Genomic DNA, 12,872 nt, shown 5'->3' with positions numbered 1-12,872 from the left:
TTTTATACTATTTATTGATGTATTAACACAAATGTAAGATTTGAAGTAAATGAGTATAAACATATGTGTGAAATGTACAAATGTATAAATACGTTCAATTTTAAAACAACATCAATGAATGTTGAAATCATTTTAGAAAGAATATTAAAGGTGAGATATCATGGTACGACGTGGCTATGGGGAATCTAACGGAAAAATTATATTGATTGGTGAGCATGCTGTAACTTTTGGCCAGCCAGCAATCGCCATTCCATTTACTTCGGGAAAAGTAAAAGTACTTATTGAAAGCTTAGAAAAAGGTAATTATTCAGCAATTCAGAGTGATGTTTATGATGGGCCTTTATACGATGCACCTGATCATTTAAAATCACTTATTACACATTTTGTAGAAAGCAAACATGTTGAAGAACCATTGTTGATTAAAATTCAAGCTAATTTACCACCTTCTCGAGGTTTAGGTTCAAGTGCAGCAGTAGCAGTAGCTTTTATAAGAGCAAGTTATGATTATTTAGAATTGCCGCTATCTGATGAAGAGTTACTAGAAAATGCAGACTGGGCTGAACGTATTGCTCATGGTAAACCAAGTGGTATTGATACAAAAACGATTGTAACGAATCAACCTGTTTGGTATCAAAAAGGAGAAGTGGAAATTTTAAAATCCCTTGATTTAGATGGCTATATGGTTGTTATTGATACAGGAGTTAAAGGCTCTACAAAACAAGCAGTTGAAGATGTACATCGTTTATGTGATAACGATGAGTCATATATGAATGTCATTGAACATATTGGCTCTCTTGTTTATTTAGCTAGTGATGCAATTAACCATCACAGCTTTGATCAGCTTGCTAATATATTTAATCAATGTCAAGACGATTTAAGAACATTGACAGTCAGTCACGATAAAATCGAAACATTACTCGAAATTGGAAGACAACATGGTGCAGTAGCTGGGAAATTAACTGGCGGTGGACGAGGAGGTAGCATGTTAATTCTAACTAAAGAAGAAGTGACTGCTAAAACTATTGTTGCAGCAGCCGAAAAAGCTGGAGCGCAACATACTTGGATTGAAAAGTTAGGAGGATAAATCTTTGAAAAAAAGTGGTAAAGCATGCGCCCATACGAATATTGCTCTAATAAAATATTGGGGAAAAGCAGATGAAGATCTAATTATTCCTATGAATAATAGTTTATCAGTGACATTAGAGCGTTTCTATACAGAAACACGTGTAACGTTTGATGCTTCATTAACAGAAGATCAACTTATTTTAAATAAGGAAGCTGTTAACGCTAAAGAAAGCGCCAAAATTCAACGTTATATGGATATGATTCGAAAAGAAGCTGGTATTTCAACGTATGCACTAATAGAAAGTGATAATTTTGTACCTACTGCTGCCGGTTTAGCTTCTTCAGCTAGTGCATATGCAGCTTTAGCTGGTGCTTGCAATGAAGCGCTTGATTTAAACCTATCAGATAAAGATTTATCTCGCCTTGCTCGTCGTGGTTCCGGATCAGCATCAAGAAGTATTTATGGTGGTTTTGCTGAATGGGAAAAAGGTCATGATGATAAAACGTCTTACGCCCATCAAATTGAGTCAGATGGTTTCGAGAATGACTTAGCTATGATTTTTGTAGTTATTAACAATAAATCAAAGAAAGTATCAAGTCGTTCAGGTATGTCTTTAACTCGTGAGACTTCACGTTTTTATCAATACTGGTTAGATCATGTAGAGGAAGATTTAAAAGTCACAAAACAAGCGATTGCCCAAAAAGATTTTAAACGAATGGGTGAAGTGATTGAGGCAAACGGTTTGAGAATGCACGCAACAAATTTAGGTGCACAGCCACCATTTACATATCTTGTGCCAGAAAGCTACGAAGCTATGCGAATTGTACATGAATGTAGAGAAGCAGGATTACCTTGTTATTTTACTATGGATGCAGGACCAAATGTAAAAGTTCTAATAGAAAAGAAACATCAACAAGCGATTGTGAATCAATTTTTAGAAGTATTTAATAAAGATCAAATTATAACAAGTGATATTACACACGCAGGAGTCGAAATAATTAAGTAGGGAAGAGATATAATGATTCAGGCAAAAGCGCCAGGAAAACTTTATATAGCGGGCGAATATGCTGTAACCGAACCTGGATATAAATCAGTGTTAATTGCAGTAGATCGTTTTGTCACGGCTGCTATTGAAGCTTCAAATGAAATCACAGGTACGATTCATTCTAAAACATTACACTATAAACCTGTCACATTTAATCGTAATGAAGATAAAATAGAAATATCAGATGTACATGCAGCCAATCAACTCAAATATGTAGTTACTGCTATTGAAGTGTTTGAGCAGTATGCGAAAAGTTGTAATATAAAATTAAAACATTTTCATCTTACTATTGATAGTAATCTTGCAGATGCATCAGGACAAAAGTATGGTTTAGGTTCTAGTGCTGCAGTTTTAGTATCTGTGATTAAGGTTCTAAATGAATTTTATGAAATGGAGTTATCCAATCTTTATATTTATAAGCTTGCGGTTATTTCAAATATGAGATTACAAAGTTTAAGTTCATGCGGAGATATTGCTGTTAGTGTTTATAGTGGATGGCTTGCCTATAGTACGTTTGATCACGAATGGGTAAAACAACAAATGAAAGAAACATCTGTAGATGAAGTATTAGAAAAAAACTGGCCAGGTCTTCATATAGAACCTTTACAAGCGCCTGAAAATATGGAAGTTCTCATAGGATGGACCGGTTCTCCTGCTTCGTCACCTCACTTAGTAAGCGAAGTCAAGCGTTTAAAATCTGACCCTATTTTTTATGGTAAGTTTCTTGATCAATCAAATACGTGTGTGGAAAATTTAATCTATGCTTTTAAAACGAATAATATAAAAGGTGTACAAAAAATGATTCGTCAAAATCGTAGTATTATTCAGCAAATGGATAAAGAGGCTACGGTTGATATTGAAACAAAAAAATTAAAATTATTATGTGATATTGGTGAACGTTTTGGTGGTGCAGCAAAAACTTCTGGAGCTGGTGGAGGAGATTGTGGCATTACAATTATCGATAATAGAGTTGATAAGCACTCTATTTATGAAGTATGGGAAAAAGAGGGAATTAAACCTTTGAAATTTAAAATATATCACGGACAATAAGACTACTATTATGATGAAGCGAGACATTTTATTAAGAAAATATATGTCTTGCTTTTTATTTATAGCAAATCTTTTTTAGTGCTTGAATTTTTAATTAAAAAGAGTAAAATAATTAGAGTTGTAATAAATGAATGGAAGTCAATATGAGAGAAAATAATGTAAAGGTGGGTAGCGAAGTGAAGAATAAATTTTTGATTTGTGACGAATGTCAGGCAGTTAACTTAAAATCATTAAAGAAAAAATTAGAAAAATTAGATCCTGATGCTGAAATTGAAATAGGCTGTCAGTCATACTGTGGTCCAGGTCGTCGTAAGACATTTGCTTTTGTTAATAATCGCCCACTTGCTGCATTGACTGAAGATGAACTTATGGAAAAAGTGACTGCACAATTAAAAAAACCACGTGATCCTGAAGAAGAAGAACGTTTGAGAAAACGTAATGAAGAACGTAAGCGTCGTAAAGAAGAACAAGATAGAAAATTAAAAGAAAAATTAGCAAAGCGTAAAGCAAATAAATAATAAATATCGATGATAAAGAAGCTCGTAAACTCATTTAAAAATGGGTTTACGAGCTTTTTTATTAAATATTAAATAAGTCATTAAATGATTCAGCTATTGTTGGATGAGTATAAATATTATCGCGTAATACTTGATAAGGAATATGTTGATCGATAGCAAGTTTAATTAAATTAATAATTTCTTCAGAACCTTTACCATATAAAGTAGCACCTAATATTTCATTATTATCTTTATTGATTACAACTTTGAAAAGACCGCGACCATCGTTATTAATTTTGTGTTTTGGTATAGTATTAATAAATAAAGTGTTTTCAACGTAATTATAATTTAATTGTTGTGCTTCTGAAGCGGTGATACCAACACGAGAAAGTGGTGGATCGATAAATACTGTATAAGGGATAATACCACGATTTTCAGTATGTCGTGAACGATCACCGAACAATTCAGATTTCAAGATTCTAAAGTCATCTAAAGAAATATAAGTGAATTGTAATCCACCTTTTACATCTCCGGCAGCATAAATATGTGATACAGAGGTTTGTAGATGGTTGTTTACTTTTATTTCTCCGTGAGTGCCTAACTCAATATCTGTATTGTTCAGAGCTAAATCTGTATTTGGTACACGTCCTGTAGCAAGTAAGATTGCATCACCAGTAAAGTTTCCTTGTGAGGTTTCAACTGTTGTCAAATCACCTTCATTTTTTAATGCTTTTGTTTCAACATTAGTAATTAAACGTACGCCTTTATCTTTAAAATCATTAATCATGTGTGTGACTATTTCTTGATCTTCTCTGGCCATAAATTGTTTATTATATTCTAGTACAGTTACGTTTGTACCAAAGCTTTGAAACATTGAGGCAAATTCTAATGCAATATATCCTCCACCAATAATCACTAATTCTTTAGGTTGATAAGAAATATTTAATAGTCCTTTTGAATCATATACATTTTGTGCTGAGTCTATACCTTCAATATTTGGAATATTAGATTTTGCACCTGTATTAATTAAAATTTTATCTGCTGTCAGTATTTGAACTAACTTACCATTTTCATCAATTAATTCTACTTCTGTATTAGATTTAAATTGTGCTTTAAAGTTTAACAAGGTAATATTTTCATCATTTTCTAAGTTTAAATAGTTTTTTTGATTTAATGCTTTGACTACTTCTTTTTTTCTTGAAAAGGCAGTTGAAAAATCGACATGTTTAATACCATCATTAACAAGCACTTTAGATGGAATACAGCCATGGTTTATGCATGTACCGCCATAGCTTTCTGTAAACTGTTCAATTAAAGCAACCTGTTGTCCTTGTGATGATGCATATTTGGCAAGTGTTTTTCCGGCTTTACCAAAACCAATAACGATTAAATTATAATGTGTCATATGTTGTATCCTCCTGAAGTGTATCATTAATTACATCATTAATTGTGAGGGTATCATAAAAATTTAAAATAACACGATGTTCCTTTTGATTATAGTGTGACATGGTCTTTGCTATGTTTCTTGATATTTCACAATCGCTCTGCTCATGACCTGTGAAAATACGCTGTTGGCTATCTTTTTCAAGCACAAATATACGATATAGTACTGATAGTTTAATGCTAGCAGTTGAATGATTTGCACTATATCCACCATTTTTACCACGGGAAGTATTAATAAACTGGTATTGATTTAAAACAGTAGTCACTCTACGTAATTGAACTGGATTGAGGCAAGTTAATTTTGCTAAAGATTGACTACTGAATTGTTGGTTGTCGTGCTTTACTAAAAAACTAAGTACGTGAACGGCAATGTTAAATTCTAAATTCAAATGATGCACCTCCTAAATGTAACTTTATTAGTTACATTTAAATATAAAATAAAACATATGTCAAATTTAATGTTTTAAACACTACTGAATGAATTTATCATTACTAATCGGGTAAACTATAAATAGAAACTACATTTTTAAGGAGTGGTGAATATCATGGCAGAATTTGTACAATTAGGAAAATCTGATGTTCATGTATTTCCAGTTGCATTAGGTGCAAATGCAGTCGGAGGACATAATTTATATCCCAATTTAGATGAAGAGCAAGGAAAAGATGTCGTTAGAAAAGCTATTGATAATGGTATTACTTTAATTGATACTGCGTTTATTTATGGACCTAAACGCTCAGAAGAACTTGTAGGAGAAGTTGTAAAGGAATATCCTCGTGAAAAAGTTCAAATTGCAACTAAAGGATCACATGTTATTAAAGATAATGGCGATGTTGTTCAAAATAACCAACCTGATTATTTAAAACAACAAGTTGAAGAGAGCTTAGAACGCTTGCAAGTGGATTATATTGACTTGTATTACATTCATTTTCCTGATGAGTATACACCAAAAGATGAAGCTGTGGCAGCATTACAAGAACTTAAAAAAGAAGGAAAAATTAAAGCAATAGGTGTTTCAAACTTTACGTTAGATCAACTTAAAGAGGCGAATAAAGACGGATATGTGGATGTTGTTCAATTAGAATATAATTTACTACATCGTGAAAATGAAGAAGTAATGAAATACGCAGCTGAAAATGATATTACTTTTGTACCATATTTCCCATTAGCTTCTGGTATTTTAGCTGGTAAGTATGAAGAAAATCAAACTTTCGATGATCATCGTGCAACTCGTCGTGATTTCCAACCAGAAGTGTTCAATGATAACGTACGTCGAGTAAAAGAATTATCAAGTATTGCTGAAACTCATAATACAAGTATTGCTAATATTGTATTAGCATTCTACTTAACACGTCCATCACTTGATGTTGTTATTCCTGGTGCGAAACGTGCTGATCAAGTTGTAGAAAACATTGAAGCAGCAAATATTGAACTGACTGAAGAAGAAATTAAGAAAATAGATGATTTATTCCCAGTTGAATAAAGTACGTTAAATAAAAGTAATAATGGCTCCTACACCGTTTATATAGGTGTAGGAGTTTTTATTATAAATAAAAGTAAAAAGATGGGGTACATAATAAGTAAATAGAAAAAACACATTAATAATATAAATTAAAAAAGAGGTAAGATACATGATTACTGTATTATTTGGTGGAAGTCGTCCACAAGGAAATACTGCTCAATTAACACAATATGCTCTAGAAGGAAAACAATATAATTGGATTGATTTAACACAATATCATTTTAAACCTGTAAGAGATTATAGACATGAATCAAAGCAAATTGAGTCATACATAGATGATTATCAATTGATTATTGACCAAGTGCTTGAAAGTGATACAGTTATTTTTGCATCACCTGTGTATTGGTATAGTGTGTCAGCATCTGTAAAAGCATTTATCGATCATTGGTCAGAATCATTAATTGATCCTAAATATCAGGATTTTAAAACTAAAATGTCTAACATTGATTTTAGATTAATCTTAGTTGGGGGAGATTGTCCGAAAGTAAAAGCGAAACCTTGCATTAAACAGTTAGAATATAGTTTAGATTTTCTCGGAGCAAAACTAAATGGTTATATTATTGGTACAGCAGAAAGACCTGGAGATGTTATGAAAGATGTATATGCTCTAGAAAGAGCACAGGAATGGAATGCAGTACTGTCTTAATAAGATGCATCTTAAAGTTGAGTGAAAGCGTTTATTAATATACTATGATATAATTTTGTTATTAAATTACAATAAAATGTCAGGAGAATGAAGCATGTATACAGTTAGAAAAGCGACAACTAATGACGTTATAGCAATAAGAGATGTAGCTACAAAAGCTTGGTATAATACGTATTTAAATATTTATGCAGTATCAACAATTAATGAATTATTAGCAGCTTCGTATAATGAACACCATTTAAAAAAGCGATTAGAAGATCAACTTTTTTTAGTTGTTGAAGAAAATAATGAAATTGTAGGATTTGCTAACTTTATCTATGGTAAAGAATTATACTTAGCCGCACATTATGTTCACCCAGGTGTACAACATAAAGGTTATGGAACAAGTTTACTTGAAGAAGGATTACATGAATTTGAAAATGAATATGATACGGTCTTTTTAGAAGTTGATAATAAGAACAAAGAAGCTATTCATTATTATCAACATCATGGTTTTGAAATAGTTCGTTCATATCAACCAGAAATGTATGGTGAACAATTAGATTTAGCATTAATGAAGAAAGTATTATAAGAATTAATCAACTTAAATTCATATTACTACTGATGAAAGCAAGTATGAAAGAGGAGGATGAACTTGACACAATCATCTTATGTAACTAAAAAATTAGCTGAAGAAAAAGTATTTAAAGATCCAATTCATAAGTATGTTCATGTTAAAGATCAACTAATATGGGATTTAATTAAAACTAAAGAATTTCAGCGCTTGCGTCGTATTAAGCAATTAGGTACATTATACCTTGCCTTTCATACTGCAGAACACAGTCGTTTTGGACACTCTTTAGGAGTCTATGAAATTGTAAGACGTATGATTGATGAATCATTTGTTGGGCGTGAAGCATGGAATAATAAAGATCGCCCCCTTGCTTTATGTGCAGCTTTATTACATGATTTGGGTCATGGGCCGTTTTCACATAGTTTTGAGAAGATATTTAATACGGATCACGAAGCGTTTACCCAAGAAATTATTACTGGAAACACTGAGGTTAACGAAGTATTAAGTAGAGTGTCTGAGACCTTTCCTCAGGAAGTAGCCGATGTTATTAATAAAACGCATAAAAATAAATTAGTCATTTCCATGATTTCATCTCAAATTGATGCTGATCGTATGGACTATTTGCAACGTGATGCTTATTTCACAGGTGTATCATATGGTACATTTGATATGGAGCGTATACTTCGATTAATGAGACCATCAAAAGATGAAGTACTTATTAAAGAAAGTGGTATGCATGCTGTAGAAAATTTTATTATGAGTCGTTACCAAATGTATTGGCAAATCTATTTTCATCCCGTAAGTCGTGGTGGAGAAGTACTATTAAATAATTGTCTTAAGCGAGTCAAACAGCTTTATAAAGAAGATTATCAATTTAAAATGTATCCAAAAGAATTTATTCCATTTTTTGAAGGCACAATTACAATTGATCAGTATGTAGAATTAGATGAAGTAACTGTATTATTTTATTTGAAGAAATGGATACATGAAGAAGATGAGATCTTAAGTGATTTAGCGCGTCGATTTATTAATCGTGATCTCTTTAAGTATATTCCATTTGATGGTTCGATTATTACAATTACTGAATTACAGGATTTATTTATTGAAGGTGGCATTGATCCGGAATATTATTTTGTTAGTGAAGCTTTTTCGGATTTACCATATGATTATGATCGACCTGGTTCTAATCGACAACCTATCCATTTGTTAAGACGAAATGGTAGTATTAAAGAAATTAGTAGCCAATCGTTAGTCATTTCAAGTATTACTGGGATTAATCGAGAAGACTATAAACTATACTATCCTAAAGAAATGATTCTTAATATTAAAGATCCAGAAGTGAAAGGTTCAATTATTAATTTATTGAATGAATTAAATTAAATATTTGTTGATAATATACGCTATGATTTAATAGCAAGTGTGAAAAGGTAAAGAAGTATTGGAGGAATCATCGTGGCAGAAAATAAAGGGTTTAAATTTAATATTATAAAAAATGATCCTCTAGATGGTCATAAAGGTACAAATATAGGAGCAATTAGTTTAGATAATATTGCACCTGTATTTATCGATGTTGCAAATAAAGAAGCATTTCTTGATATCGGCGGTATGCATGCACGTGCGGAAGTAGAAAAAGGCGTAAAGTGGATTACTGATAAAGAATCAGTGGAAGGTCCAGAAGCTAAGGAATATTGGTTATGTTGGGTGACTACTGAACGTGGTGAAAATGGTCCTTATTACGCGGGCGTCACTGCATGTTATTTACTTGTAAATAAAAGTATTCGTCGAGGTTATAAGAGTATGCCAGAACATGTCAATATGATGGATAAGTCTATGAAACATCAAGTTATTATTGATCAAATTGGTGAAGAAAATAAAAAGATATTAAAAGATTTTTTAATATCCCATAATGAAACGATGTGGAATAACTCAAACGAAGCGTTATTCAAGGCATTTGATTAGAAAAAACTCGAGACACTCAGTAGTGCATATTAAATGACTGAGTATCTCGAGTTTTATTTTTCTAATGTATCTCCAACATTATAAAAATGATAAACTGATTTCATTACATTATGATAAATCTGTTGAAAAGATTGTTCAGTTTGTTTACTAATAACTCTTAAATCTTCATATTAAAATTTCTGCTTAAATTAGAAGATTTAGGCTTTAATCATATATCATTAATGGTAGATCACATTGAAGATGTACTCGAAGATGCCAAGCGTGCAGGGGCTGAGCCTTTGTCTGAAACACATGATAATTCAACTTATGAAGATACTAAAGGCAGTAAAAGCGTTTATATCAAAGCGCCTTTTAATGTATTGATTGAATTGCAAGCGATCCCTAATGGGTATTATTATCGAGAAGATAGTGAGGCAAAAGTATTTATTCCTGGGAAATAAGGTACACCTAATCAAATTTAGTTATTAAGAAATGTATAAAAATGTTATTTAATGATATAATTATTTAAAAGATTATAGCTAATTTATGGAGTAAAGAGGACAACAAATGAAAAATATCTTATTATTTGTAGCATCAATCGGTTTCGGCATCATTTTCTTCTATAAATATAGAACACTTTTAGAAAAGTATCATTATGATATTGTTGAACTTGAATCAGAAACGGACATATTAGAAAGAAAAAAGTAATACTATGATACTAATGGTGACATTCAAAAAATAATAACTTGAAAAAAATCGAGTCTGAGACTTAAAACATAAGCGTCTTAGGCTCTTTTTCATTATATAGAAGTAGATAATTAAATTAAAAACATAGGATATCAAGATTTTTTAATTGTGTTGAGGCAAGGACTTAAATGGGACAATGAACACAAAATGACTTTTGTTTTACTCTCTTTTTTATGATAACTATTTAACTAATGTTGATAGAATTTTGTTAACTTCAAGCACTATAGGATTTATGCTATAATGTGGTGTAATATTTTAAAGATTAAGGTGAGTCACACGTTGGATAAGAATATACACATTCAAACGAAACAAGTCTTAAAACAAAATGGAGAAAAACAAACATTTGAGTTTTCTTCTCAAGGATCATGGCAACAAAAACATGCCGATTATATTCGATATCAAGAACAAATTGAAAGTGCAATTGTTAATGTAACAATTAAAATTGAAGACAATGGCGTGAAGTTGATACGTAAAGGTGATATCAATATGAACTTACACTTCGTTGAAGGTAAGGACACTACAACACTTTATACTATACCAGCAGGACGCATTCCATTAATAGTAAGAACTAAGAGTATTTTACATTTTGTAAATGAAAATGGTGGGAAATTAAAAATACAATACGAATTACATCAAAATGACGAAAAAATGGGCTCATATCAATATGAAATTAAGTATAAGGAGATAGGCGAATGAATATTATTGAAAAAGTAAAGAAAACTTTAATACAAGAAATTGAAGCAAGTATAAAAAAAGCAAATCTAGCAGAAGATATTCCTGAAATTAAAGTTGAAATCCCTAAAGATACTAAAAATGGAGACTATTCTACTAATATTGCAATGGTCTTAACTAAAATTGCTAAACGTAATCCACGCGATATTGCTCAAGCTATTGTAGACAATTTAGATACAAGTAAAGCAAATGTAAAACAAGTAGATATCGCTGGGCCAGGATTTATCAATTTTTATTTAGATAATCAATATTTAACAGCTGTCATCTCAGAAGCAATTCAAAAAGGTGATAAATTTGGTTATGCAGAAGAACCAAAAAACAAAAAAATATTATTAGAATATGTATCAGCAAATCCAACTGGTGACTTACATATTGGACATGCTCGAAATGCTGCTGTAGGTGATTCACTAGCAAATATTTTAATTGCAGCAGGTTACGATGTAACACGTGAATATTATATTAATGATGCTGGTAATCAAATTACAAATTTAGCACGTTCAATTGAAACACGCTTCTTTGAGGCATTAGGGGATACAAGTCATGAAATGCCAGCTGATGGGTATAATGGTAAAGACATAGTCGAAATTGGTAAAGACTTAGCCAAAAAACATCCAGAAATGAAAGATTACTCTGATGAAGAACGCTTAAAAACATTTAGACAACTGGGTGTTGATTATGAAATGGATAAATTGAAAAAAGATTTATCAGATTTCAATGTTCATTTTGATAATTGGTTTAGTGAAACATCACTATACGAAAATGGTGCGATTGATAATACATTAGAAAAAATGCATGAGTTAGGCTATACGTATGAAGCAGATGGTGCCACTTGGTTACGTACGTCAGACTTTAAGGATGATAAAGATAGAGTACTAATCAAAAAAGATGGTAACTATACGTACTTTACACCTGATACAGCGTATCACTACAATAAAATTAATCGTGGCAATGATATTTTAATTGATTTAATGGGTGCAGATCATCATGGTTATATTAATCGTTTAAAAGCAAGTTTAGAAACATTTGGTGTAGATAGCGATCGTTTAGAAATTCAAATTATGCAAATGGTTCGTTTAATGCAAAATGGCGAAGAAGTTAAAATGAGTAAACGTACAGGTAATGCAATTACGTTACGTGAAATTATGGATGAAGTAGGCATTGATGCGGCGCGCTATTTCTTAACAATGCGTAGTCCTGATTCGCACTTTGATTTTGATTTGGAACTTGCAAAAGAGCAATCGCAAGATAATCCAATTTATTATGCACAATATGCACATGCACGTATTTGTTCAATTTTAAAACAAGCTAAAGAAAAAGGTATTGAAATAGACAAAAACGCTGATTTTAGTACCATTACAAATGAAAAAGCGATTGATTTGTTGAAGAAAGTAGCAGAGTTTGAGCCTACAATTGAAAGTGCTGCTGAAAGTCGTGCACCACATCGATTAACTAATTATATTCAAGACCTAGCTTCAGCATTCCATAAATTCTATAATGCTGAAAAGGTATTATCTGATGATATTGAAAAAACAAAAGCACATGTTGCTCTTATTGAAGCTGTTAAAATTACATTACACAATGCATTAGCATTAGTGGGTGTATCAGCACCAGAATCAATGTAATATAGATACTTTT

General features: G+C 31.6%; 15 protein-coding genes. 13 read left to right on the top strand and 2 right to left on the bottom strand.

The features are described from left to right. Positions 1 to 160: 160 nt before the first annotated feature. The 4 genes from mvk (at position 161) to MHI13_RS10075 (ending at position 3,679) form a co-directional block, all read left to right on the top strand. Entirely contained in the window at positions 161 to 1,084 is a 924-nt protein-coding gene (mvk, locus tag MHI13_RS10090; RefSeq protein WP_049382089.1) for a mevalonate kinase, read from the top strand. Between the two features lie 4 nt (positions 1,085 to 1,088). Then, positions 1,089 to 2,072, top strand: a complete 984-nt coding sequence (gene mvaD, locus MHI13_RS10085; RefSeq protein WP_070547928.1) for a diphosphomevalonate decarboxylase — start codon at positions 1,089 to 1,091, stop codon at positions 2,070 to 2,072. 12 nt (positions 2,073 to 2,084) lie between these two features. Further along, positions 2,085 to 3,161: a phosphomevalonate kinase gene (locus MHI13_RS10080; RefSeq protein WP_017176049.1), complete on the top strand. Its 1,077-nt coding sequence runs from the start codon at positions 2,085 to 2,087 to the stop codon at positions 3,159 to 3,161. A gap of 176 nt (positions 3,162 to 3,337) precedes the next feature. After that, on the top strand, positions 3,338 to 3,679 hold the full coding sequence (locus MHI13_RS10075) for a DUF1450 domain-containing protein (RefSeq protein ID WP_017176048.1): 342 nt from the start codon (positions 3,338 to 3,340) through the stop codon (positions 3,677 to 3,679). Between the two features lie 61 nt (positions 3,680 to 3,740). On the opposite strand, the gene merA is transcribed toward MHI13_RS10075, so the two are convergent. Together merA and hypR are read right to left on the bottom strand one after the other, a co-directional pair. After that, positions 3,741 to 5,063: a hypothiocyanous acid reductase MerA gene (gene merA / locus MHI13_RS10070; RefSeq protein ID WP_054105300.1), complete on the bottom strand. Its 1,323-nt coding sequence runs from the start codon at positions 5,061 to 5,063 to the stop codon at positions 3,741 to 3,743. Next, complete coding sequence (hypR, locus tag MHI13_RS10065) at positions 5,050 to 5,490, bottom strand: redox-sensitive transcriptional regulator HypR (RefSeq protein WP_002488600.1); 441 nt, start codon at positions 5,488 to 5,490, stop codon at positions 5,050 to 5,052. Before hypR ends, merA begins: the two co-directional genes overlap by 14 nt. A gap of 156 nt (positions 5,491 to 5,646) precedes the next feature. Here hypR and MHI13_RS10060 point away from each other — a divergent pair, with 156 nt between their 5' ends. From MHI13_RS10060 to argS, 9 genes are all read left to right on the top strand, one after another. After that, a complete protein-coding gene (locus MHI13_RS10060; RefSeq protein ID WP_002488560.1) occupies positions 5,647 to 6,582 on the top strand; it encodes an aldo/keto reductase in 936 nt (311 codons plus the stop codon). 148 nt (positions 6,583 to 6,730) lie between these two features. Continuing rightward, positions 6,731 to 7,267 carry a flavodoxin family protein gene (locus MHI13_RS10055; protein ID WP_017176045.1) on the top strand — a complete coding sequence of 179 codons (537 nt, stop codon included), beginning with the start codon at positions 6,731 to 6,733 and terminating at the stop codon, positions 7,265 to 7,267. Between the two features lie 94 nt (positions 7,268 to 7,361). Then, the gene (locus tag MHI13_RS10050) at positions 7,362 to 7,838 is read left to right on the top strand and encodes a GNAT family N-acetyltransferase (RefSeq protein WP_002488589.1); all 477 of its coding nucleotides are present in this window, start codon (positions 7,362 to 7,364) and stop codon (positions 7,836 to 7,838) included. Between the two features lie 57 nt (positions 7,839 to 7,895). Next, positions 7,896 to 9,200, top strand: coding sequence for an HD domain-containing protein (locus MHI13_RS10045; RefSeq protein WP_170999975.1), 1,305 nt, complete (start codon positions 7,896 to 7,898; stop codon positions 9,198 to 9,200). Positions 9,201 to 9,272: 72 nt separating this feature from the next. Further along, entirely contained in the window at positions 9,273 to 9,779 is a 507-nt protein-coding gene (locus MHI13_RS10040; protein ID WP_002488571.1) for a YwhD family protein, read from the top strand. A 221-nt stretch (positions 9,780 to 10,000) separates the two neighbouring features. Next, positions 10,001 to 10,219 carry a glyoxalase/bleomycin resistance/dioxygenase family protein gene (locus tag MHI13_RS10035; protein ID WP_049379665.1) on the top strand — a complete coding sequence of 73 codons (219 nt, stop codon included), beginning with the start codon at positions 10,001 to 10,003 and terminating at the stop codon, positions 10,217 to 10,219. A 106-nt stretch (positions 10,220 to 10,325) separates the two neighbouring features. After that, positions 10,326 to 10,466: a hypothetical protein gene (locus tag MHI13_RS10030; protein ID WP_162837134.1), complete on the top strand. Its 141-nt coding sequence runs from the start codon at positions 10,326 to 10,328 to the stop codon at positions 10,464 to 10,466. A gap of 318 nt (positions 10,467 to 10,784) precedes the next feature. Continuing rightward, a complete protein-coding gene (locus MHI13_RS10025) occupies positions 10,785 to 11,201 on the top strand; it encodes a DUF1934 domain-containing protein (RefSeq protein ID WP_049434584.1) in 417 nt (138 codons plus the stop codon). Beyond that, positions 11,198 to 12,859 (top strand): arginine--tRNA ligase, encoded by a 1,662-nt coding sequence (gene argS, locus MHI13_RS10020; protein WP_002448884.1) that lies wholly within the window; start codon positions 11,198 to 11,200, stop codon positions 12,857 to 12,859. Before MHI13_RS10025 ends, argS begins: the two co-directional genes overlap by 4 nt. Positions 12,860 to 12,872 lie beyond the last annotated feature (13 nt).

The sequence above is a fragment of the Staphylococcus sp. FSL K6-0223 genome (assembly GCF_038008285.1).
Note: the sequence above shows the minus strand (reverse complement) of the source record. Positions and strands in the feature narration are given on the sequence as shown.

Excerpts from the sequence above, each read along its gene's own strand:
- merA (WP_054105300.1), bottom strand. The coding sequence starts at position 5,063 with ATGACACATTATAATTTAATCGTTATTGGTTTTGGTAAAGCCGGAAAA.
- MHI13_RS10045 (WP_170999975.1), top strand. The coding sequence starts at position 7,896 with ATGAACTTGACACAATCATCTTATGTAACTAAAAAATTAGCTGAAGAA.
- mvk (WP_049382089.1), top strand. The coding sequence starts at position 161 with ATGGTACGACGTGGCTATGGGGAATCTAACGGAAAAATTATATTGATT.
- argS (WP_002448884.1), top strand. The coding sequence starts at position 11,198 with ATGAATATTATTGAAAAAGTAAAGAAAACTTTAATACAAGAAATTGAA.
- MHI13_RS10030 (WP_162837134.1), top strand. The coding sequence starts at position 10,326 with ATGAAAAATATCTTATTATTTGTAGCATCAATCGGTTTCGGCATCATT.
- MHI13_RS10060 (WP_002488560.1), top strand. The coding sequence starts at position 5,647 with ATGGCAGAATTTGTACAATTAGGAAAATCTGATGTTCATGTATTTCCA.
- MHI13_RS10035 (WP_049379665.1), top strand. The coding sequence starts at position 10,001 with ATGGTAGATCACATTGAAGATGTACTCGAAGATGCCAAGCGTGCAGGG.
- MHI13_RS10050 (WP_002488589.1), top strand. The coding sequence starts at position 7,362 with ATGTATACAGTTAGAAAAGCGACAACTAATGACGTTATAGCAATAAGA.
- MHI13_RS10055 (WP_017176045.1), top strand. The coding sequence starts at position 6,731 with ATGATTACTGTATTATTTGGTGGAAGTCGTCCACAAGGAAATACTGCT.
- MHI13_RS10080 (WP_017176049.1), top strand. The coding sequence starts at position 2,085 with ATGATTCAGGCAAAAGCGCCAGGAAAACTTTATATAGCGGGCGAATAT.